The 20,453-nt window shown below is 64.1% G+C and carries 21 protein-coding genes; 11 read left to right on the top strand and 10 right to left on the bottom strand.

What is annotated here, in order from left to right; translation table 11 throughout:
• Positions 1–58: 58 nt before the first annotated feature.
• Positions 59–577: a GNAT family N-acetyltransferase gene (locus tag ACVOLQ_RS15630; protein ID WP_481528560.1), complete on the top strand. Its 519-nt coding sequence runs from the start codon at positions 59–61 to the stop codon at positions 575–577.
• Positions 578–825: 248 nt separating this feature from the next.
• Here ACVOLQ_RS15630 and ACVOLQ_RS15635 read toward each other — a convergent pair whose 3' ends face one another.
• A complete protein-coding gene (locus tag ACVOLQ_RS15635) occupies positions 826–1,089 on the bottom strand; it encodes a DksA/TraR family C4-type zinc finger protein (protein WP_481528561.1) in 264 nt (87 codons plus the stop codon).
• 160 nt (positions 1,090–1,249) lie between these two features.
• A complete protein-coding gene (locus ACVOLQ_RS15640) occupies positions 1,250–1,804 on the bottom strand; it encodes a DUF2058 domain-containing protein (RefSeq protein WP_313493361.1) in 555 nt (184 codons plus the stop codon).
• Positions 1,805–1,873: 69 nt separating this feature from the next.
• Here ACVOLQ_RS15640 and ACVOLQ_RS15645 point away from each other — a divergent pair, with 69 nt between their 5' ends.
• Positions 1,874–2,371, top strand: coding sequence for a M48 metallopeptidase family protein (locus ACVOLQ_RS15645; protein WP_303749993.1), 498 nt, complete (start codon positions 1,874–1,876; stop codon positions 2,369–2,371).
• A gap of 66 nt (positions 2,372–2,437) precedes the next feature.
• On the top strand, positions 2,438–3,148 hold the full coding sequence (locus ACVOLQ_RS15650) for an rRNA pseudouridine synthase (protein WP_313170713.1): 711 nt from the start codon (positions 2,438–2,440) through the stop codon (positions 3,146–3,148).
• Positions 3,149–3,312: 164 nt separating this feature from the next.
• Here the strand turns inward: ACVOLQ_RS15650 and ACVOLQ_RS15655 are convergent, their stop codons facing one another.
• Genes ACVOLQ_RS15655 through sstT form a run of 3 tightly spaced genes read right to left on the bottom strand, consistent with a single transcriptional unit; the run spans position 3,313 to position 5,545 of the window.
• Positions 3,313–3,615, bottom strand: a complete 303-nt coding sequence (locus ACVOLQ_RS15655) for an AzlD domain-containing protein (protein ID WP_481528562.1) — start codon at positions 3,613–3,615, stop codon at positions 3,313–3,315.
• Complete coding sequence (locus tag ACVOLQ_RS15660; RefSeq protein ID WP_481528563.1) at positions 3,612–4,340, bottom strand: AzlC family ABC transporter permease; 729 nt, start codon at positions 4,338–4,340, stop codon at positions 3,612–3,614. Before ACVOLQ_RS15660 ends, ACVOLQ_RS15655 begins: the two co-directional genes overlap by 4 nt.
• Positions 4,340–5,545: a serine/threonine transporter SstT gene (gene sstT / locus ACVOLQ_RS15665; RefSeq protein ID WP_481528564.1), complete on the bottom strand. Its 1,206-nt coding sequence runs from the start codon at positions 5,543–5,545 to the stop codon at positions 4,340–4,342. Before sstT ends, ACVOLQ_RS15660 begins: the two co-directional genes overlap by 1 nt.
• 123 nt (positions 5,546–5,668) lie before the next feature.
• Here sstT and ACVOLQ_RS15670 point away from each other — a divergent pair, with 123 nt between their 5' ends.
• Entirely contained in the window at positions 5,669–7,240 is a 1,572-nt protein-coding gene (locus ACVOLQ_RS15670) for a phospholipase D family protein (RefSeq protein ID WP_481528565.1), read from the top strand.
• A gap of 83 nt (positions 7,241–7,323) precedes the next feature.
• On the opposite strand, the gene ACVOLQ_RS15675 is transcribed toward ACVOLQ_RS15670, so the two are convergent.
• Positions 7,324–8,376 (bottom strand): HDOD domain-containing protein, encoded by a 1,053-nt coding sequence (locus ACVOLQ_RS15675; protein WP_481528566.1) that lies wholly within the window; start codon positions 8,374–8,376, stop codon positions 7,324–7,326.
• 855 nt (positions 8,377–9,231) lie between these two features.
• Between ACVOLQ_RS15675 and ACVOLQ_RS15680 the strand changes: the two genes are divergently transcribed.
• From ACVOLQ_RS15680 to ACVOLQ_RS15690, 3 genes are all read left to right on the top strand, one after another.
• The gene (locus ACVOLQ_RS15680; protein ID WP_481528581.1) at positions 9,232–9,774 is read left to right on the top strand and encodes an SDR family oxidoreductase; all 543 of its coding nucleotides are present in this window, start codon (positions 9,232–9,234) and stop codon (positions 9,772–9,774) included.
• Between the two features lie 13 nt (positions 9,775–9,787).
• Complete coding sequence (locus tag ACVOLQ_RS15685) at positions 9,788–10,582, top strand: IclR family transcriptional regulator (RefSeq protein WP_481528567.1); 795 nt, start codon at positions 9,788–9,790, stop codon at positions 10,580–10,582.
• 91 nt (positions 10,583–10,673) lie between these two features.
• On the top strand, positions 10,674–10,898 hold the full coding sequence (locus ACVOLQ_RS15690) for a hypothetical protein (protein ID WP_481528568.1): 225 nt from the start codon (positions 10,674–10,676) through the stop codon (positions 10,896–10,898).
• A gap of 179 nt (positions 10,899–11,077) precedes the next feature.
• Here the strand turns inward: ACVOLQ_RS15690 and ACVOLQ_RS15695 are convergent, their stop codons facing one another.
• The gene (locus ACVOLQ_RS15695; RefSeq protein WP_313170675.1) at positions 11,078–11,368 is read right to left on the bottom strand and encodes a hypothetical protein; all 291 of its coding nucleotides are present in this window, start codon (positions 11,366–11,368) and stop codon (positions 11,078–11,080) included.
• Positions 11,369–11,476: 108 nt separating this feature from the next.
• Between ACVOLQ_RS15695 and ACVOLQ_RS15700 the strand changes: the two genes are divergently transcribed.
• Together ACVOLQ_RS15700 and ACVOLQ_RS15705 are read left to right on the top strand one after the other, a co-directional pair.
• Positions 11,477–12,280 (top strand): carboxylesterase family protein, encoded by an 804-nt coding sequence (locus tag ACVOLQ_RS15700; RefSeq protein ID WP_481528569.1) that lies wholly within the window; start codon positions 11,477–11,479, stop codon positions 12,278–12,280.
• Between the two features lie 295 nt (positions 12,281–12,575).
• A complete protein-coding gene (locus ACVOLQ_RS15705; protein WP_481528570.1) occupies positions 12,576–15,311 on the top strand; it encodes a bifunctional diguanylate cyclase/phosphodiesterase in 2,736 nt (911 codons plus the stop codon).
• A gap of 149 nt (positions 15,312–15,460) precedes the next feature.
• Here the strand turns inward: ACVOLQ_RS15705 and ACVOLQ_RS15710 are convergent, their stop codons facing one another.
• The gene (locus ACVOLQ_RS15710) at positions 15,461–16,096 is read right to left on the bottom strand and encodes a LysE/ArgO family amino acid transporter (protein WP_282265376.1); all 636 of its coding nucleotides are present in this window, start codon (positions 16,094–16,096) and stop codon (positions 15,461–15,463) included.
• Between the two features lie 133 nt (positions 16,097–16,229).
• Between ACVOLQ_RS15710 and ACVOLQ_RS15715 the strand changes: the two genes are divergently transcribed.
• A complete protein-coding gene (locus tag ACVOLQ_RS15715) occupies positions 16,230–17,135 on the top strand; it encodes a LysR family transcriptional regulator ArgP (protein WP_481528571.1) in 906 nt (301 codons plus the stop codon).
• 106 nt (positions 17,136–17,241) lie between these two features.
• Positions 17,242–18,381: an extracellular native short-chain-length polyhydroxyalkanoate depolymerase PhaZ7 gene (gene phaZ7, locus ACVOLQ_RS15720; RefSeq protein WP_481528572.1), complete on the top strand. Its 1,140-nt coding sequence runs from the start codon at positions 17,242–17,244 to the stop codon at positions 18,379–18,381.
• 9 nt (positions 18,382–18,390) lie between these two features.
• Here phaZ7 and ACVOLQ_RS15725 read toward each other — a convergent pair whose 3' ends face one another.
• A complete protein-coding gene (locus ACVOLQ_RS15725; RefSeq protein ID WP_481528573.1) occupies positions 18,391–19,143 on the bottom strand; it encodes a transporter in 753 nt (250 codons plus the stop codon).
• Positions 19,144–19,390: 247 nt separating this feature from the next.
• Complete coding sequence (locus ACVOLQ_RS15730) at positions 19,391–20,314, bottom strand: M14 family metallopeptidase (RefSeq protein WP_481528574.1); 924 nt, start codon at positions 20,312–20,314, stop codon at positions 19,391–19,393.
• Positions 20,315–20,453: the final 139 nt, after the last annotated feature.

The following is a 20,453-nucleotide window of genomic DNA, read 5'->3' on the forward strand; positions in this document are numbered from 1 at the left end:
GGCTGCAGGTATGCTTCCGTACACGCCGCTGCTTCCGGGGGCGCTACGGGGGAACTACGTGGATCAGGACATCACTTTGCGTGACGCCAACCTCGCCGATGCAGAGGCACTGAGCGCGCTGGTCACCCCGTTGGCGCGACACCTGCTGGACGCCGACAGCGGTGCCAGCGCACATGCGTTCCTGGCCTCGCTGACTCCCGCCAGCTTCACCGATCGCCTGGTCGACAAGGAGTTCGCGCATTACGTGATTGAGGATGCAGGTGCACTTGTCGGCATGATCGCGATGCGCAGCGACAGCCACATCCATCATCTGTTCGTGAGCCGCAGCAGCCGCCAGCGCGGCATCGCGCGGCGGCTGTGGGAGCATGCACTGCGCATACACGGCCGCCGCGAGTACACGGTCAACTCGTCCGAGATCGCAGTGCCGGTGTATGAGCGGTTTGGCTTTGTCAGCAAGGCTGCGCCACAGACGGTGAAGGGCGTGCGCTTTGTGTTGATGGAGCGACCGCGATTGGTGCCACGCGTTGTGCAGAAGCAATACTTGAACGCCGTGCTGCCTGCACCGGGAAAAAGCTGAGGCTTTGGGCTTTGGGCTTTTGCTTTTTTGCCGTCATCCTCGCGAAAGCGGGGATCGCTCTGGCTCTGGCTCCAGCCTTGGCCTTCGGCATTGATTCGGACCGGAATTACCGCGTAACTCCAAAGCGCAAGCACATGCAGAGCGATCCCCGCGTTCGCGAGGATGACGAGCAAGAGCAGGGCTAAAACAACAGCCAAAGCCGCAAACCACAGCGACGACCACAACAGGCACAGACACAGCCATCGTTCCTAGCGCAGCTGGCTATCCTTGCTGCCGCGCCGGTTATAGCCGGCAAACGCCTCGTCCTCATCCTGCGCCTGCTGGCAGGCGATGCACAGCCTCACCCCGGGCACGGCCTTGCGCCGGGCCTCGGGAATCGGCGCATCACATTCTTCGCAGTGTTCCAGCCCCGGGCCGCTGGGCATGCGGCTGCGCGCACGCTCGATCGCGTCCTCGACGGTGGCGTCAATCTGATCCTGAACGGCGGTGTCGCCCGCCCAACCGGTAGCCATGTCCTGTCTCCACGTACAGCAACACAGGCAAATTGCCGCCTCCTTGGACACAATTCAAGGGCTGGCGGCCAGGCGTACAGCTGCCTGAACAAGTTCCACCGGCGGAGGGCTGGCGCTCACCACAGGCGTCGGCCCGCGCCAAACCGCGCGAGCACAGCGTTCACCACATCAGGTCGTCAGGCACCTGGAACTGGGCGTAGTACGCATCATCCTCGGCATTGCCAGTGGAAATCGGCGTATCCGCACTCTGGCCGTGGTCGAGGACGATCAGGCTGGCGTCACGCTCACGCACCTTTTCCGCAGCCATGCGCGGCAGCAGTTCGAAACTGTCGCCGTGCCGGGCGATCACCAGCGCACCATTGGCCAGCTGGGTGCGCAGCGCCTCGGTGACCAGCATCGTACGGATCACTGCGCCATCGTTGAAACGGTATTCCAGCTCACCGGCGCGCGGCAGCTTGCGGTCGGCGATGATCTGTTTGGCCTGCGCGCGCAGCTCGTCGGCGCGACGCTGGGCATTGCGCTCGGCGGCCAGCTGGCGGTCCTTTTCGGCCTTCTCGGCACGGGCGCGATCGGCCTCGCGCTGGCTCTCGGTCGCACTGACCGGGCCCTTGCCGTGGCGCGCCTTGACCTGCTCGCGCGCCACCTGCGAGACCTGCGATTTCTTCACCAGGCCAGCCTTGAGCAGCTGTTCCTGCAGTGGATTACCCTTTGCCATCGTCGTTGTTCATGGTTCTGTTGCCGAGGCTGCCATCATAGCGGCCTGTCCTGTCCCGCCCAAATGCCCATGCTTCCGCTGAAATACCTGAATGGCTATCCCGAACACCTGCAGCAGCGCGCCCGCGAGCTGCTGGACGCGGGCAAGCTGGGCGAAGCGGTCCGCAAGCGCTACGCCGAGCCCAATCCGGTGCGCAACGACCGCCAGCTCTACGACTACGTGCAGGCCATCAAGGAGCGTCACCTGCGCCAGTCGGTGCCGCTGGGCAAGGTGTTGTATGACGGCAAGCTGCAGGTGGTCAAACACGCCTTGGGCACGCATACCGCCATTTCCCGCAACCACGGCGGCAAGCTCAAGGCCAGCCGGGAAATCCGCATTGCCAGCGTGTTCCGCGAGGCCCCGGCCGAGTTCCTGCGGATGATCGTGGTGCATGAGCTGGCGCATATCAAAGAGGCCGACCACAACAAGGCCTTCTACCAGCTGTGCCTGCACATGGAGCCGGATTACCACCAGCTGGAGTTCGACCTGCGCCTGTACCTGACCGCCTTGGAACATGAACCCGGCTGAGCCAGCCATCGCCGCAGTCCCGCCACAGCGCTACACTCCCCGCCCTTCGTAGAACCCATGGCCGCCATGACCACCCCGATCCGTCTCGACAAGCGCGTTGCCGCGCAGCTGCAGTGCTCGCGCTCGCAGGCCCAGCAGTACATCGAAGGCGGCTGGATCAGCGTCAACGGCGTGGTCGTGGAAACCCCGCAGACCATGGTCAGCGAGGAAGTCATCACGCTGGCCGCCGAAGGCAGCACCGAAGCCGCTGAAGCAGCCACGTTCCTGATCAACAAGCCGGCCGGCTGTACCGCCGAGCAGCTGTTCGCGCTGCTGGTCGACGAAAACCGCTTTGCCGATGACGCCTCCGGCATCCGTTCGCTACGCCGTCATTTCCAGCGGCTGGACTACCTGATGCCGTTGGATGACAACGCCAGCGGTCTGGTCGTGTTGACCCAGGATTGGCGCGTACGCCGCCACCTGCAGGAATCCGGCCCCAGCCTGGAGCAGGAATTCGTGGTCGAAGTCAGCGGCGAACCCACCCCGTGGGCGATGCCCAGGCTTACCCATGGGCTGGTCCATGAAGGTCGCAGCCTGCCGCAGGCCAAGGTCAGCTGGCAGAGCGAGCAGCGCCTGCGTTTTGCGATCAAGGACGTGCGCCCGGGCCAATTGCAGTTCATGTGCAGCCAGGTTGGCCTCAAGGCCGAACAGATCCGCCGCCTGCGCATCGGCCGCATCGGCCTGAGCAAGATGCCCGAGGGCCAGTGGCGCTACCTGGCCACCGAGCAGAAGTTCTAGAACAAGGCCCCTCAGGTCTTGTAGGAGCGGCGTCAGCCGCGAAGCTGACACATCATCCGGCCACGCCACGGAACGGCATCACACGATGTGCAGTCGCAGGCTATCAGCGCGCTGAGGGTTTACCGGCTTCGCGGCTGAGGCCGCTCCCACAGCCACCAGCTGGTTCACAGCAGTCGGATTAGCGCCGCAGCCGTCGCGCCCACAATCACCACCAACAAAAAAGGTGCCCGCAGCATCAAGGCTGCCGCTGCAACCAACAACGCAGCGATACGCCCATCGAAGGCCAGCCCCTGCCCGGCCGATACGGTGTTCATCGTGGTCAACGAAGCCAGCAAGCCGATGGTCAGACAGCCGGCCACGCGATTCATGCGCGGCGACTCCAACCACCGCACAGGCACCAGATAACCGGCGAACTTGATCGCCCAAGCAGCAACGCAGCCCGCTGCGATCCATGCCCACAGCGTCATCGCGCCGACTCCTGCCCGAGCTTCGGCGCAACGTCGGGCTCAAGCCCCTCGTCCGCCGGGCCGCGCCCAAACCAACCCCACACGGCGGCCACCGCGGCAGCCAACAGAATCGGCACACCTGGCGGTGCCCACGGCAGCGCCACCAGGGTCACCAAGGCACAGACCACGGCTATCGCCACTGGCTCGCGCGAACGCAGGCGCGGCCACAGCAACCCGAGAAAGGCGGCAACGGCCGCGCCATCCAGGCCCCACTGGCGCGGGTCGCCCAGCGCATCGCCAAGCAATGCGCCCGACAGGGTGAACAGGTTCCAGCACAGGTAGACGCCCAGCCCCGCCACCCAGAAGCCGCGCCGCTGCTCTTTCGGATTGGTCTGGCTTGCCGCGGTCGCCGCCGACTCATCGATCGTGACCTGCGCCGCCAGCGGCCGCAGCCAGCCACGCGGGCGCAGCATCCGGTTGATCTGTGCGCCGTACACCGCGTTGCGGATACCCAGCAAGGTAGCCGCACCAAATGCCGCGGCGCCCGTTCCGCCTGCACCGACAACGCCGATGAAGGCGAACTGCGAGCCTCCGGTGAACATCAACAGGCTCAATGCCGCCGTCTGCGCGACGCTGAACCCCGAGGCCACCGCCAGCGCACCGAACGAGATGCCGTACAGGCCGGTCGCAATAGCTATCGAAACGCCGATGCGTACCGCTGGCGTGATGCGCCCGGCCATGGCCATCAGCCGCGCCCGCGCGCTTGCTCGGCCGCGGCGACAAACACCACGTCGGTGGACGAGTTCAATGCGGTTTCCGCCGAGTCCTGCACCACGCCGACGATGAAGCCGACCGCCACCACCTGCATCGCGATGTCGTTGTTGATACCAAACAGACCGCAGGCAAGCGGGATCAACAGCAACGATCCCCCGGGCACGCCCGACGCACCGCAGGCACCAATGGCGGCCACCACACTGAGCAGCAGCGCCGTGGCCAGGTCCACCGGGTAGCCCAAGGTATTGACCGCCGCCAGGGTCAGCACCGAGATGGTGATCGCCGCACCGGCCATGTTGATGGTCGCGCCCAGCGGGATCGCCACCGAATAGGTCTCCTCGTGCAGGTCCAGCTTGCGGCACAGCTCCATGTTGACCGGGATGTTGGCGGCCGAAGAACGGGTGAAGAAGGCGGTGATGCCGCTCTCACGCAGGCAGCGCAATACCAGCGGATAGGGATTGCGACGGGTCACCACGGCGACGATCAGTGGGTTGCCGACGAAAGCCATGAACAACATCGCCCCCACCAGTACCGCCAGCAGATGCGCGTAGTTTTTCAATGCGCCCAGGCCGGACTCGGCCAGCAGCGAGGCAACAATGCCGAAAACACCCAGGGGTGCCAGCTTGATGACCAGGCGGACCACCCAGGTAATCGCGTCGGACAGATCACTGACTACGGTACGTGTGCCCTGGCTGGCGTGACGCAATGCCAGGCCCAGACCCACCGCCCATGCCAGCAAGCCGATGTAGTTTGCGTTGAGCAGCGCGTGCACGGGGTTGTCGACGATCTGCATCAACAAGGTATTGAGCACCTCACCGATACCGCCGGGGGCGCTCATGCCGGCCTCGGCAGCCTTCAGCACCAGCTTGGTGGGGAACAGGAAGCTGGCCGCCACACCAACCAGGGCGGCTGCCACGGTACCAATCACGTACAGCAGCAGGATCATGCGGATATGGGTCTTCTGCCCCTGCTGGTGATTGGCGATGGAGGCCGTGACCAGCACCAGGACCAACACCGGCGCCACCGCCTTCAGCGCCGAGATGAATACCGTGCCGAGCAGGCCAACGGCGGTCGCACCGGCAGGCCAGAGCAGCGCCAGCACGATACCGGCGACAAGGCCGATGACAATCTGCAGCACCAGACTGGGCGCTCGGAACAGGGAGGAACGTTCGGTCATTGCAGGGCTCGCAGGAAACGCAAACCCCGATTCTCGCCCACCCGGGGCACCGGCCGCACCCCCGGAACGTCATGGAATCGCTGCAAGCTGCCGCCGGCTCACGAACACCGTTAGGATGCGGGCATGGAAGACAAGCATCGTCCCAATCGCCTGCTGCGGTTCCTCGCCTATCTGCTGGGCGTGGTGGTGTTGCTGATCGGCAGTGGCCTGTTGCTGGGGGACCATCTCACGCCCAAAGCCGTAGGCGCGCCTTCATATGCCCTGCCCGTGCAGGCGCAGCAGACCCTGATCGATCGCCAACTGCAGCCCCTGTTGGCCGCGCATCCCGGCAAAAGTGGCGCGGTCTACCTCTCCGATGGGCTTGAGGCGTATGCGGCGCGCGCCATCATCACCCGCCAGGCCGGGCGCAGCCTCGATCTGCAGTACTACATGTGGCACGACGACCTGCTCGGCCATCTGCTGGCCCATGACGTCTACCAGGCCGCCGAGCGCGGCGTACGCGTGCGTCTGCTGCTGGACGACATGAACGCTGCCGGGCTGGACCCACAGATGCTGGCACTGGACAACCATCCCAACATCGAAATCCGCCTGTACAACCCCTTCCGCAACCGCGACGGACTGTGGCGCCTGGTCGAAATGGTGCAGCGGGTCTTCAGCATCAATCACCGCATGCACAACAAGGCGTGGATTGCCGATGGCCGCGTGGCCATCGTCGGTGGCCGCAATATCGGCGCGGAATACTTCGACGCACGCCCGGACGTGAACTTCCGCGATCTGGACCTGCTGCTCGCCGGCCCCGTCGCCAATGACGCCAGCACGGTGTTCGATGACTTCTGGAACAGCGACGCCGTGGTCCCGATCGCGGCCCTGCACTACAGCACCGACCAGCAGATGGCCAACTTCATCAGCCAGGCCGAGCTGGATGCACGCCAGCAGGAGGCCGAGCCCTACCTGCAACGCGTGCGTGCGCACTTCACCGATGCCTACCTCAGCCGGCAGTTGGACCTGCATTGGACTGACGGGGTAAGAATCCGCTCCGACCCCCCGCGCAAGCCGGTCGGCGGCGACAGCAGCCAATGGCTGGTGGCCCAGCTGGTTGACGTATTGAGCAGTGCCAAGCACAAGTCACTGCTGATATCACCGTACTTCGTACCCGGCGCAGTTGGCACCAAGGGACTGATCCAGCAGGCCCGAGCCGGCGTGCAGGTCGGCATCATCACCAATTCGTTGGCCGCGAACGACGTGGCGGCAGTGCATGGCGGCTATATGCACTACCGCCGCCCGTTGCTGGCTGGCGGCGTGCAACTGTACGAGCTCAAGGCGCATGGACACGTCGAAAAGGCGTCGACCTTCGGCAGCAGCGGCGCCAGCCTGCATACCAAGGCCTTCGTGGTGGATGACCGCCGCGGCTTCGTCGGTTCGTTCAACCTCGACCCACGCTCGGCCTACCTCAATACCGAAATGGGCGCGCTGTTCGATGACCCGGTGCTGGCAGCACGCCTGCGCCAGGAGTATCTGCGCCTGTCCAGCGCGGAGATGAGTTACTGGATGTATCTGAACAAGGATCACGAACTACGCTGGCTGGATCGCGGCAGCAATCCACCCATCAGCCTGCGCACCGAACCGGACACCGGGTTCATGCAACGTGCAAGCACCCGCGTGATCAGTTGGCTGCCACTGGAATCGCAGCTGTAGGCACCCTGCCCCACAGCGGCGCAGCCATCCCTCACCGCCAGGATACGGGCGCGCGATGTGCCGCGCGGCCCTCGTTGCGGGCCTCACTCCTGCGCAGCGTCGGCCTGGCTCATCCGCTTCCACAGCCATGTCGCCACATGTTCGGGCAGTTGACTGGCGAGCGCTGCAACGGCTTCTTCCTCGCTCATCAGGCCCTGCGCATGCAGCATCGCAGCGCTGGCGGCCAGTTGTCCTACCTGCAGGGAGCGCGCCAAGCCGGTGGCAGCAGGCGCATCCACCTGTTTGAGCGCCTCGACGATGGGGGCGGACAGTTTCCAGTGCCCGGCGATCCGCACGGCGGTTGGCGCACTGCAGCGCTCCAGCACCGCCAGCAGGGTACCCGGCTCACGCACCCGCAATGGCGGCTGCGCCAGCACATCGGTGGCCGCCTGCATGGCCATCGCCGCACTCAGCCCCAGCAGCAGGCCAGCCAGCTGCGCGGCGAAGCCATCCTCGCGCTCAACGCTGCGCGCGTGATCGGCGGCAGCCAATGAAACCCGCAAGGTGTATTCCCACAACAGGCCAGCGAACTCCGCATCGACACCACGCGCCGACTCCATCACCGGCTGCACCAGCGCCGCTGAAATGATCTGCCGGATGCCATCGTTGCCGATCAGCGTCACTGCCCGCTCTATGCTCTGTACATCCTGCCGCTGCAGGCGATAAAGGGGACTGTTGGCGATGCGCAGCAAGGTCGCCGCCAGCACCGCATCGCTGCCGATGATGCGCGCGATCGAGCGAGAGGACGCCGTGCTGTCGTTGACGCTCTGGATCAACTGCGGCAACAGATTAGGCCGACGCGGCGTGTAACGCGATGACAGGTCTGCGCGCGTCAGCGCCGCGACCACGTCGTCCACCACCGCCCGCTGTACACGCAATGCGTCAGCGGCTGCATCGGCAGCCCCCAGGGCACTGAGCAGGAAGCGCCGCTGCAGATCACCCACAGCCACGGTTGCCGCCTTGATCGTCGTTGTCGGTACGACCGGCGGGGTGCGCGGCCGCCGTTGTGGCCCACTCCTGTCGCCATTGCTCCGCTGCCAGAGCCAGACCAGGCCTCCGGCAACCACCGCCGCAACCACTGCCGAGATAATCACCATGACAAACAACGAATCAGTCCAAACGGAAAGCTGCCCGGTATATCGGCCAATGTCCAGGCTTCTTTAGCCAGCCGCCTATCAGGGAATTATTCAAACAACATGTCATATTCCAAGCAATTGCCCAAACAAATGTTTTAGGACAAATCTCAAAGAATCCCCACGCCCACCAGCCCTATATTTAAATTTGAAAATCAATAAAGCCAAATCAACCAAAACTTGGCCGCCATTATGCAATCCCCAATGAGATCCCCGAGCGAGAAACCCGCCAATGCGGGCTTGCCTGGGGCCACCTATCGCCCGCAGCCCAACACTTTCGGCACCCAGCAATTAACCGTAGCTAACAGCCAGAACCACTCCACTTGGTTTCACCTATTAAACCGAGCAAAGGGCACATTCGGTCGAAACCCCGAGAATTGTGAGCACCAACAAACAAATCCTATAAACTCCAAGCCCGCAATTAACAGCACAGCCAGATGATGAGTTCTCTGATTGAAAAATCCCCAAGCACAACTATGTTGAATCAAAGTTTCTGTATTGATATTCGGTTTCAAATATAAAACACCCCTCACCCTTGAGCAAACAGAACGGCATGAGCTGGAAAACTGCTTGTCGCAAATCGCAGGTTCACGCCGAGTGCTCTTTCGCAGTCACGCTGGTTGGCAATGAGATCGATTTTTCCCGATCGATGGCGCCGACCACGCCGCTGAAGAAGGCGGTTCACATGGCCATGCTCTGCTCAGCCGGGGATATGTCGAGGACGGCAAGGTTGCGCACCCGCCGCACGGGCTAGTGTTCGATATCCGTTCTGGGCACTGACTATGCGAGTCCGGCGGCTCCGATCTGCACACCTGCCCGCTGCGAGCACGGGCGGCCGAGGAAGCGGCGCTGTTCCTGGACAGGACTGGCGGACTACTCAACAGCATCGCGATCGCCACAGGCATCGGCGAACCAATGATGGACAAGCTTTCGCTGGAACGCTGGGATCGCACCCTGCAGGTCAATATGCCAGGCATCTGGATGATCAACCGCGCGAGCTTGCCCCATCCGTGTGCTGTCGATCGCAGCAAAATCCTGCCACTGGCCTCGCGCAACGCACTTTGGGGCGCGACACACGTGCAGCCCTACGCGGCCAACGAGCGCGCCGTGCTGGCGATGACACTCCCTTTAGCGCGTGAGCTGGGCGTCGACAGCCTCTGCGTCAACGCCATCGATCCCGTGATGACCCGGTGCAAAGGCGTTCCCAGACAACGCCATGCGCTGAATGAGAACGGACACGCCCTGCAGCGCGCGCAACACCCCAACGACATCAATGACAGCAGGACGTGCCTGCTGTCGGCACTTTTGGACTTCGTCAGCAGGCAAACCCAGCCCGTCAACGACGGCTTTGTCTTCAACTGAAGGGACGACGGATATGTCAACACCCCAGGCAACATCGGCAAAAGAGCCCACTCGCTACATGGTGCCGGCGCTGGAGAAAGGCCTGAACATGCTGCTGCTGTTCGGTCAGCACCGCGGCGAATTGAGCTTCACCCAGGTCTGCCAGCGTACCGGCATGCCCAAGGCCTCGGCTTACCGCACTGTGCAGACGCTGGAGCAGATGCGCTTCCTGAGTCGCAACAATGCCAGCGGGGGGTACAGCCTCGGCATCAGCATCCTGCGACTGGGCTTCGACTACCTGTCGTCGATGGACATCGTGAAGATCGGACAGCCGGTCATTCAGCGACTACGCGACACCACCACCTATTCGGCGCACCTGTGCGTGCTGGACGGTCGCGACGTGGTTTACGTGGCAAGGGCCAGTGCGATCGGCGAACTGGCAGCCGGCGTCGGTGTCGGCACGCGCTTGCCCGCACATTGCACTGCCATCGGTCGTGTCCTGCTTATGACGCTGCCGCAGCAGGAGCTGAGTTCGCTCTATCCGGAATCGGCGTTCTCGCTGACCTCGGAACAAGGACCCAAGACACCACAGGACCTGATCGCCCTGCTGGACGACGACAACGCCCGTGGCCACGCCATCAGCGAATCGTTCTACCAGCCGGGTGTTTCGGCCGTGGCCTACCCGTTGCGGGACCGCGACGGCAACGTCCTGGCCTCGATCAGCGTGATGGTCCCGCGTTCGGTGCTGCCACAGGATCTGAAGACCTCGCTGAGCACACAGGTGGAGACCGCCGCGCGCGAGATCGAAGCTTTCCTGCACGCCTGTTGAGTACACGGAGACCCGCTCCGCAACACAGCATCCGACCGTCACTGCTCGCCTGCGGCTCCTGACCCAACCTCCCCGCCCCCATGGAATGGAAATGCAGATAGCCGGCATTGAACAGTTCGAGTTCGGTGTTGAAGACCTTGCCATCCATGAACGCTTCGCCGCCGACTTCGGGCTTAGCCGCGCGGCCGCTGGGCACGGCCTGAGCATCTATCACCTGCAATCGACAGGTGCCGATAGCATCAACAGGCACGCGCAGGCCGACTCGAAGGAGCGCTTTTTCGGCACCGGCCAGCAGACCCATCGCGCGGCGAGTTGAATCGTTCTATAGGCAGTTTCCGCACCGAGAGCGAGGCGAGGACTCGCGAAGCGGGCCCAAAGGCGGTGGCGCATTATCTGCACCTGAGTACTGCAGATCACCGGTCAATCGCACGACCGATCCGCGCCAGATGGACACGACTGACGGTCGCGCTGCATCAACAATGCAGCGACGATGGGTCATCGCTTCCTTTTCTGCAGGCGTACACCCATCGGGCCCTGCAGTGACCCATCCTCGCCGATGGTGAAGTCCACTGTCTCCGCCTCGGTGCCCGGCACCACAACCTGCAAGCTGTCGCCCTCGCGGACATAGCGGGTCTGCTGAACCTTGCCCAGCATTTCGACGCTGGCCCTGCCATCAGCTGCGAAGGTATAGCTCACCATTCCCATGCCATCGTCCCAGGTACCGTCAAGGCCCTGGCTGCAGGCAACCAGCAAGGTTGCCAACGCAACGATCAGCAGCTTCTTCATCCACAACCCCCAGTAACAGCGCAGACCGACACGACGGTGTATCGACGAATATTCTGGCACACGCCCAATCAGGCTAGGCTAGTGGCTTCTACCAGGGAGCCGGATGCAATGGGTCGCATTGTGATGTCGCTATGTCTGCTGGGCCTGCTGCTGGGCTGCAGCAGCCTGTCCTCAACCCCCACTACCGTGCCTGCCAAGGGACAGTTCGTGGCACGCCAACTCGAGTTCGAGGGCCACCAGTTCCGTTACCAGGTATTCGTCCCGGCCGCTGCTGCAACGCCGCCGGGCGCACGTCCGCTGGTGCTGTTCCTGCACGGCTCGGGCGAGCGCGGCGATGATGGACACAAGCCCACCCTGGCCGGGGTAGGCCCCTGGCTGACCCAGAACTTGGATACCTTCCCCGCACTGGTCGTATTCCCACAGGTTCCGGAAAACGAAGAATGGCGAGGACGCAACGCGCGCATGGCGTTGGCGGTTCTGGATGCGGCCAGCGAGGAGTTTGGCGCCGATCCGCAACGCATCTATCTGACCGGTATCTCGATGGGCGGCTATGGCAGCTGGGAGCTGGCCCTGACCCGGCCTACGCAGTTCGCCGCGCTGGTGCCGATATGCGGGGCACTGCGCGCGCCGCGACCCGACCGCCCCGGTTTGATGGTCGACCAGGTGGCCGACGTTGCCGATCCCTACCAGGCAACCGTCAACCGCCTGCGCGATGTGCCGACCTGGATCTTCCACGGCGCGCTCGATGCGCTGGTGCCCACCACCGACGACCGCGCCATTGCCGCCGCCAGCCAGCAGTTGGGCGCGGGCTTCCGCTACACCGAGTATCCGGGCGTGGAACACAACGCCTGGGACGCCACGTATCGCAATCCGGCGATGTGGCAGTGGATGTTCAGTCAGCGACGCCAATAAAGGCAGTAGCCGCCATCTTTGCCAGCGCGTTGCGCTTTCCTCGCCGCGGGCGCTGACCGCAATGGTGCCTGAAAGCGCCATTGCGAGCGGGTCGATGCCATAGCGTGATTGCAGTCACGCATCCACTGGCGTCACCTACACGTGCCCTGCACGGCCGGGATTGGACAGTGCAGATGCGTGCCGCCGCTTCCAACCGCGCAGGGTTCGTGCCATAACAGCGCCTTGCCGCTTTCGACAGCAACAAGGGGTTGGCGGCCCATCGCGCTACGCTGCAACGGCAACCGGAGACTCAGGCTTGGCAACTACCGCAATGGCAACGCATGAAGGGTTGCCGCGTACCCGAGGCCTCCATTCCCGGCTGCATCTGCTGATACTTGCCACGCTGCTGCCCTTGTTGGTGATTGGTGCCGTTGCCGTCTGGAATGCCGCCCAGGATTACCGTCACAGCTCCGAGCAACGCCTGCAGGAAACCGCCACCGCCCTGGCCCGTGGCGTTGATCAAGGCATCGAGGACAACGTCAATCAGCTACGCCTTTTGTCATTGCTGGCACCGCAGCTGAGTGAAACCGCTCCGGAGCTGCAGGCCTGGGCACGTGAAAATCCGGACATTCGCCTGATCCAGGACGACAGCGAACAAGCCCGGACATTACCCTCAGGTCTGCTGTACGACGCACGCCGCGAAGGCAAGGTGCAGGTCTCGGACCTGTTTACCAACGCCATCACCCACACCCCGGAGGTGGCGATCGCCCTGCCCTACGACGATGCCGGTGGCAGCCGCGTCCTGACTATGGTGCAGCCCTCCAATCGACTGATCGCCAGCATCATGGGAACCGGCAACAACCAGCAATTGTTGACGGCGGTCGTCGACAACAACGGCGTCATTGCGGCGCGCTCACTGTCGCCGGAACGCTACATCGGCAAGCAGGTGCCCGACTGGCGGGTGCTGCAGCGCAGTGGTGGCAAGCACGGACTGTTCGATGCCAGCAGCAACGAGGGCCTGCCGGTCATCTTCGCCTTCCACCGGCTGCAGGCCGCACCCGGCTGGACCTTGGTGGTGGGAGAGCCGCAACAGAGCTTCCAGGCACGCTGGCAGCAGCCCTTGCTCGGGATCATTTTCGGCGGCATCGTCGCCGCCGTGATCGCCCTGCTCTGGGCCAACGCCATCGCCCGCAGCATTCTGCTGCCCATCCGCGCCCTGGTGCAACGCAGCCACGGCGTGGTCGACAACCTCACCCACCTGCCCGACCCGCAGCCCTCCAACATCCGTGAGGTGCGCAGCCTGCAGAGCAGCCTCAGTGGCACCGTCGATGCATTGAAGCGAAGTGCCGATGAAGCGCGCGAACTGGCCCGCGATCTGAAGGACAGCGAACAACGCTATCGCGCCGTTGCCGAAGCCGGTGCATTGGTGCTCTGGCAATCCGATCGCAACGGCCAGGTGCTTGCCGCCACCGGCTGGCGCGAACTCACCGGGCAGTCGGACGAACACGCACTCGGCAAGGGCTGGCTGCGACGGGTCAATGAGGACGACCTGCCACAGATAGAGATCGCGCTTGAGCAGAGTTTCACCGCCAGCAAGACCGGCTCGCTCGATGTGGAGTTCCGCGTCCTCGACCTGCATGGCAAGTGGCGCTGGTTGCGCGCCCGGGGTGCCCGCATCGGTCACAGCCTGAGCAAATGGGCCGGCGTGCTCGAGGATGTGGATGCACGCCGACAGGCGCAGGCGCGTATCGCCTACCTGGCGTTGCATGACGCACTGACCTCGCTACCCAATCGCAGCATGTTGTTCGAGAAGCTCGACCAGGCCTTGATCGCCGCCCAGCGAGGCCATCACAGCGCCTTGCTGCTGCTGGACCTGGATCGCTTCAAGGAGGTCAATGACAGCCTGGGCCACCCCACCGGCGACCGTTTGCTGCAGGAAGTGGCCCAACGCATCCTTGCCTGTGTACGCGGCAATGACCTGGTTGCACGGCTGGGCGGCGACGAGTTCGCCATCCTGATGGCATCGGAAAACCGCATGCCCGAAGCCGCCGCCGCACTGGCCGCGCGACTGGTGGACGAACTGGGCCGTAGCGTCGAACTGGAGAACCACCAGTTCGCCATCAGCACCAGCATCGGCATCGTCCTGATCGACAACCAGGCCCGCGCCGCCGATACCTTGATGCGCAACGCTGATCTTGCGCTGTACCGGGCCAAGGACGAAGGCCGTGGCTGCTACCGCTTCTTCGAGGCGGAAATGGACACCCGCATGCAGCGCCGCCGACAGCTGGAAACCGAGTTGCGCACGGCCCTGCAACAGCAGCAGTTTGAACTGCATTACCAGCCGCTGGTGGATCTGCGCCTGCGCCAGGTCACCGGGTTTGAAGCCCTGCTGCGCTGGAACCACCCGCAACGCGGCCTGCTCGAACCCAGCCAGTTCCTGGGCCTGGCCGAAGACATCGGGATGATGCTGCCACTCGGCGCCTGGGTGCTGCGGCAGGCCGCGCACGATGCCAGCCAGTGGCCTGAGGAGATGAAAATTGCGGTGAACCTGTCGGTCTCGCAACTGGCCCAGCCCACACTGGCCGACGGCGTCGAGCAGGTGTTGGCCGCCACCGGGCTGGCCCCGGCCCGGCTGGAACTGGAGATCACCGAGAACGCGCTGATCGCCAACATCGAAGCGGCCTCAGCGCAGTTGCTGCGCCTGAAGCAGGCCGGTGTATCGATCGTGATGGACGATTTCGGCACCGGCTATTCGTCGCTGGGTTACCTGCGCGCGTTCCCGTTCGACAAGGTCAAGATCGACAAATCCTTCATCCGCGACCTGGGCGAGCAAAGCCAGGGCAGCGCGATCATCGGCGCGGTATCACACCTGTGCGAGAAGCTCGGCATCACCACCACCATCGAAGGTGTGGAGACCCAGGCGCAATTGGCACAACTGCAGGAGGAGCACTGCGCCGAGGGACAGGGCTATGTATTCGGGCGACCGATGCCGCTGGCAGAAGTGGAGGACTTCATCCTTCAATGGCCGGCACGCTGGAACCCGGCCACCTAGCGGCGAAGACAAAGCCGTAGCCCGGGTAAGCGCGACGCACCCGGGGCTGCTGTTTCACAGGCAGGAAGAACGACAGATCTCTGCTCCCGGGTGCGCTGCGCTTACCCGGGCTACGTTGCTGCGTTCATCCTGACGGATCAAGCCTGACCTCAGTTGACCCCGCGGATGGCCAGGGTCAAGGCCAGCACGCTGAGGATCACGGCGATGGTGCCGTCCAGAATGCGCCAGGTGGAGGGCTTGGTGAACAACGGCGCCAACATGCGAGCGCCCAGCCCCTGCACCGTCAGCCACACGCCGCTGGCGGTCACCACGCCAATCGCAAAGGCCATGCGCGACTCACCGAAGTTGTCGGCGATCGAACCAATGACCATCATGTCCAGCCAGAAATGCGGGTTGATGATCGAGAAACCGGCCGCTGCCATCAGGGCTGCGCGCAACGACTGCTCGCCGTTGTCATCCAGCTTCATGCCACCGCCACCGGCCACCGCACGCCGCGCCGACTGCGCCGCATACCAGGTCAGGAAGGCAACACCACCCCACAGCAGGACGGTGGTCAGCCACGGCAACTGCGCGGTCAGCTGACGCAGGCCGGCCACGCTGGCCATGATGAACACCGCGTCGATGGCGAAGCAGGTGGCAATGATCGGAATCACGTGCTGGCGCATGATCCCCTGGCGCAGGATGAACGCACTCTGCGCGCCGACGATGGCGAACAGACCGATACCGATACCGGCACCACTGAGCCAGGCACTGCCGGCGGCTTGGGCGGAAATAACCGAAAACATGAGGAAAAACCTTGCTACTGGGGGGAAGGACGCAGCGGGAGAACCCACCGGCACGTCCGGACGCGACAATTGTCGCAATGCAGCAAGGAAAAGTAGAGCTAAACTTCATTAACCATCATTAGCAGAACTTAATATGCGCATTGATCATGCCCAGTTGCGGGCGCTGGCCGCGGTCATCCGCGAAGGCAGCTTCGAGCGCGCGGCGCTGTCGTTGAACGTCACCGCCTCGGCGGTATCGCAGCGGATCAAGGCGCTGGAGGACAGGGTCGGCAAACTGCTGATCAAGCGCACCATCCCCACCGAGGCAACACCGGAGGGCCAGGTGCTGGTACAGCTGGCCGAGCAGACCGCCCTGCTCGAGCGCGACGCCTTCGAGCGCATCGGCCTCAGCGATGCCGAGCTGCCCAGGGCCAGCATCCCGGTGGCGGTCAATCACGACAGCATGGAAACCTGGTTCCCGGAGGCGGTGCAGACCTTCTCCCACAGCACCTCCACCACCCTGGACCTGCATACCGAAGACCAGGACCACACCGTTGCCCTGCTGCGCCAGGGCGCGGTGATGGGTGCGGTCACCACCCTGTCCGAGCCGGTGCAGGGCTGCCAGATCCATGCGCTGGGCAGCATGCGCTACGCCGCCACCTGCACCCCCGAATTCCATGCCAGGCATTTCGCCAAGGGCGTGACCGCACAGGCGCTGGCACAGGCACCGGTGTTGGTATTCAACCGCAAGGACGACATGCAGGCCCGCTATGCACGCCATCTGGCCGGGGTCGAACAGCCGCACAATGCGCCGACCTGGTGGATCCCCTCCACCCGCGCCTTCGTCCACGCCAACCTCGGCGGACTGGGCTGGACCATGAACCCGCTGCCATTGGTACGCCGGCACCTGGAGAGCGGGCGCCTGGTCTACGTCAAGGCGCGCGCCTGGGAGGACGTGCCGTTGTACTGGCAGCACTGGAAGGGCGAGGTCAAGACCATGGCCTTGCTGACCCGCGCCATCCTGCAGGCCTCGGCCATGCTGATACGCAAGCGCAGATAGCGCGGGGCCTGTGCTGCACTGCAAGTTTCCCTAAAGGACACTGCCTGCCCCGGCGGCCCGGGCGGATGCTGCAGGGATTAACCCGCACACGTACCGGAGCCGCCAGATGTCGAGCAAACGATCTGCCCCCGTCATTTCCTCGTGGCTGCTCAGCGGCTTGGCCGCGCCGTTGGCGGGCGCCATGCTGATGCTGGCACCCACCAGCGCCAAGGCCCTGGAGTGCGGCAGCAACAACGGTTACACCTGCACAGGAACGGCGAACCAATACGCTGGCGGGTTCAATCCCGGTGTCGGCCAGGGCGGTTTTGGCGGCGGCAGCTGTACCGCCAGCAAGACCCCGGTGGTATTCATTCCCGGCAATGGCGACAGCGCCATCAGCTTCGACATGCCAGCTGGCGCGGTGGCCGGCTACAGCACCCCGCCGCGCTCGATCTATGCCGAACTGAAGGCTGCCGGCTACAACGACTGCGAACTGTTCGGCATCACCTACCTCAGCGCCAGCGAGCGCGCGGCGCCGCAGTACAACTACCACGCACCGGCCACCTATCAGACGCTCAAGACCTTCATCGACAAGGTCAAGGCCTATACCGGCAAGAGCCAGGTCGACATCGTCACCCACTCGCTGGGCGCGACCATGGCCCTGGCCTCGATCAAGTACAACGCCAATCAAGGCAGTGTGCGCCGCTTCATCAACATCGCCGGTGGCCTGCGCGGCCTGGAGAACTGCCGCAGCACTGGTTATCAATCGACCCTGGCGCCCACCTGCAACGCCGAGGCCTATGTCTTCCCGTACAACTACTACACCTTCGGCCTGTACCCGAGCACCGGCGTAGCCTATTACGGCTACAACCGCTGGACCGGCAGTGGCAGCGGCAGCCTGCGCACGTTCCCGGCCACGTACACCGGCATCCGCTTCTACACCATCACCGCCGGCTCGCGTGACCAGGTGCATTGCTTCACCACCAGCTACAGCGCCGGCTGCGCCGATGGCGCGTTGTTCAACAGCGCCACCAACGTCTACGCGCAGGTCGACATCGGCGCAGGCAGCAGCGCCTACAGCTTCGACTGGGATTGGAGCGACGGCAGCCCGTACAACTTCGGTGGCGGCGACACCAGCAGCGGCGTCGGCCATTTCCGCTCGAAGAACAATGCCGGCCTGATCGTGCGCAACATGCTCACCAGCGACTGCACCAGCAATTGCGCAGCCGGCTACAGCGGCGTGTACGGCCCTGCGGTCAATCGCTGAACCGCGTTCTCAATCGAAGGACATCGATACGCCTACGCCGCCTTGCCAATCGGTGGTGTCGGCATCCAGCCCGCGCAGGAACGATGCATCCAGTTGCACGCGCGGGCTCACCATCCACGTCACACCGGCACCGGCCGCGCGCATGTACTGCGCGCCGGTGCCATAGCCGCCCTCGACATAGGCCGACAACTGCGGCAGCAAGGCGAAGCCGTAGCTGGGCGAGAACAACCAGCCATTGCCACCGTCGCCCCATTGCCGGTCGATGTAGAACGCCAGGCTGCTGTCGCGCGGCAGCGCCCATGCCGCCGTCACGCCAAGGTCGTAGTCATGCCCCGCATCACCCAGCGGTGCCCTACCCCAAGGCAGGCTGGCCCCTGCTTTGAACGCCACTGACAGCTGCTCGTTGGCCAACGGCGGTGCCCACTTGAGTGCGGCGCTGCCGTCGCCGCCGCCGTTGTCCTGCACACGGATACCAGGGCCGCGCAGCCGCAGCTTGCTCCAGCTGTCCGCGCCAAGTTGCAACTCCAGCGTGTCGGCAAGCCCGACGCGCAACAGCGTGTCTGCGCTCCAGGTGGTGGTGGTCAGGCCATCCCTGCGATCAAGGCTGGCATCTGGCAAGCCCTGCTCCCAGACAATTACGTGCTTGCCGACCGTACTGGTGGAAAAGCCGATGCCTGGACGATCGAACTCCGGCGCGTCATCGGCCTGGGCGGGGCCACTTGCCAAGGCGAGCACTGCCAGCAGCAGAGACGAGGTTTTCATGCCCGCCATGTTCCATACGTGGCTGGGTGGCGATGTGAAAGATCATGGGCACTACCGGCATGCGCAGGGGGCGCCACGCTGCGCGATGGCCCGTTCCGGCTGTTGCAGCGTGCTTCCCGGGTGCGCTTCGCTTACCCGGGCTACGGATGCTCCGGGGAAGTCCTTCTGGTCGGTGGCGAGGCCACAAATGAAAAACCCACCCGCTTGCGCCGGGTGGGCCTTCAGCAAACCTGCGGATCCAGAGACCTCAGCGATGCGCCAGCGCGTAATCCAGCGCGCCGATCACCGCCGCCACCTGGGCGTCGTTGCACTGCTGCGGGGTCGCCTTGGCGCTGTCCGGATACACCTCGGTGGTGGTCGTGTAGCGCGCACCGCTGACGCTGGCGCATAGGCCAAGGGCCTTGAGCGGGTATTCGATCACGCCTTCGGCCACCACCTTGGAACCGATGATCTCGCCGCGTTCGTCGGCCGGTGCCAGATGCGTCACCTTGGCCACTTCGGCATTCACCGCCTGCTGGAACAGCGGCTGGCGATTCTCGGTGTCATCCACCAGATAGAAACCGTCGGGAATCTCGCCCGGCTCGAACGGCTTGCCATCGCGCGCGGCCAGCGCCGGACGGAATTCGGTTTCGTCGGTGTCGGTGGTTTCGTGCAGGTCGATATGCATCAGCACGCCCCCCCGCAGCGGCGCAACCAGGGCCATCAATGCCGCCGATTCCTGCGCCGGGCTGTTGTCCACGAACGAACGGTTCGGGTCCAGTGCCAGCGCATTCCAACGCTGGATGCGCTCATAACCCCACGGACTGACGCAGGGGGCGACCAGCAGGTTGCAGCGGCCGGCGTAACTCTCCGCGTGCTGGTCGACGAACTGCAACGCGCCCTGCACGCCGCTGGTCTCATAGCCGTGTACGCCACCGGTGACCAGCATCACCGGCAAGGCCTCGTCCCAGTTCCGGCTGCGGATGGCGAACAGTGGATAGCGTCCCGACGGGTAGTCCAGTTCACCGTATTGGGTGACATCGAAGCGCTCACGCAGCACATCTATTTTTTCCACCACCTCACCTGCATAGCTGCGCTGCACCTGCTGCTGTTCCAGCCACTGCGCGCGCTCCTGCTCGCCCCACGGCTTACCGGGGGTGCCAATCGGATAGAAAGCGGCATCAATGCTCATGCGCAGGTCTCTTCAATACGGAGGATGGCGCGCACTTTACACCCAAGCCGAGGAAGCTTCAGGCTGCACGGCACATTGGATGAACGCAGGTTCAATTGCGCCGCTCGCTTTTCACCTCGAGTTTCATTGCGTGGGCGCA

The organism is Stenotrophomonas sp. STEN031, from assembly GCF_056759975.1.

Excerpts from the sequence above, each read along its gene's own strand:
- ACVOLQ_RS15635 (WP_481528561.1), bottom strand. The coding sequence starts at position 1,089 with ATGGCTACCGGTTGGGCGGGCGACACCGCCGTTCAGGATCAGATTGAC.
- ACVOLQ_RS15640 (WP_313493361.1), bottom strand. The coding sequence starts at position 1,804 with ATGGCAAAGGGTAATCCACTGCAGGAACAGCTGCTCAAGGCTGGCCTG.
- ACVOLQ_RS15645 (WP_303749993.1), top strand. The coding sequence starts at position 1,874 with ATGCTTCCGCTGAAATACCTGAATGGCTATCCCGAACACCTGCAGCAG.
- ACVOLQ_RS15650 (WP_313170713.1), top strand. The coding sequence starts at position 2,438 with ATGACCACCCCGATCCGTCTCGACAAGCGCGTTGCCGCGCAGCTGCAG.
- ACVOLQ_RS15655 (WP_481528562.1), bottom strand. The coding sequence starts at position 3,615 with ATGACGCTGTGGGCATGGATCGCAGCGGGCTGCGTTGCTGCTTGGGCG.
- ACVOLQ_RS15660 (WP_481528563.1), bottom strand. The coding sequence starts at position 4,340 with ATGGCCATGGCCGGGCGCATCACGCCAGCGGTACGCATCGGCGTTTCG.
- sstT (WP_481528564.1), bottom strand. The coding sequence starts at position 5,545 with ATGACCGAACGTTCCTCCCTGTTCCGAGCGCCCAGTCTGGTGCTGCAG.
- ACVOLQ_RS15670 (WP_481528565.1), top strand. The coding sequence starts at position 5,669 with ATGGAAGACAAGCATCGTCCCAATCGCCTGCTGCGGTTCCTCGCCTAT.
- ACVOLQ_RS15675 (WP_481528566.1), bottom strand. The coding sequence starts at position 8,376 with ATGGTGATTATCTCGGCAGTGGTTGCGGCGGTGGTTGCCGGAGGCCTG.
- ACVOLQ_RS15685 (WP_481528567.1), top strand. The coding sequence starts at position 9,788 with ATGTCAACACCCCAGGCAACATCGGCAAAAGAGCCCACTCGCTACATG.
- ACVOLQ_RS15690 (WP_481528568.1), top strand. The coding sequence starts at position 10,674 with ATGCAGATAGCCGGCATTGAACAGTTCGAGTTCGGTGTTGAAGACCTT.
- ACVOLQ_RS15695 (WP_313170675.1), bottom strand. The coding sequence starts at position 11,368 with ATGAAGAAGCTGCTGATCGTTGCGTTGGCAACCTTGCTGGTTGCCTGC.
- ACVOLQ_RS15700 (WP_481528569.1), top strand. The coding sequence starts at position 11,477 with ATGGGTCGCATTGTGATGTCGCTATGTCTGCTGGGCCTGCTGCTGGGC.
- ACVOLQ_RS15710 (WP_282265376.1), bottom strand. The coding sequence starts at position 16,096 with ATGTTTTCGGTTATTTCCGCCCAAGCCGCCGGCAGTGCCTGGCTCAGT.
- ACVOLQ_RS15715 (WP_481528571.1), top strand. The coding sequence starts at position 16,230 with ATGCGCATTGATCATGCCCAGTTGCGGGCGCTGGCCGCGGTCATCCGC.
- phaZ7 (WP_481528572.1), top strand. The coding sequence starts at position 17,242 with ATGTCGAGCAAACGATCTGCCCCCGTCATTTCCTCGTGGCTGCTCAGC.
- ACVOLQ_RS15725 (WP_481528573.1), bottom strand. The coding sequence starts at position 19,143 with ATGAAAACCTCGTCTCTGCTGCTGGCAGTGCTCGCCTTGGCAAGTGGC.
- ACVOLQ_RS15730 (WP_481528574.1), bottom strand. The coding sequence starts at position 20,314 with ATGAGCATTGATGCCGCTTTCTATCCGATTGGCACCCCCGGTAAGCCG.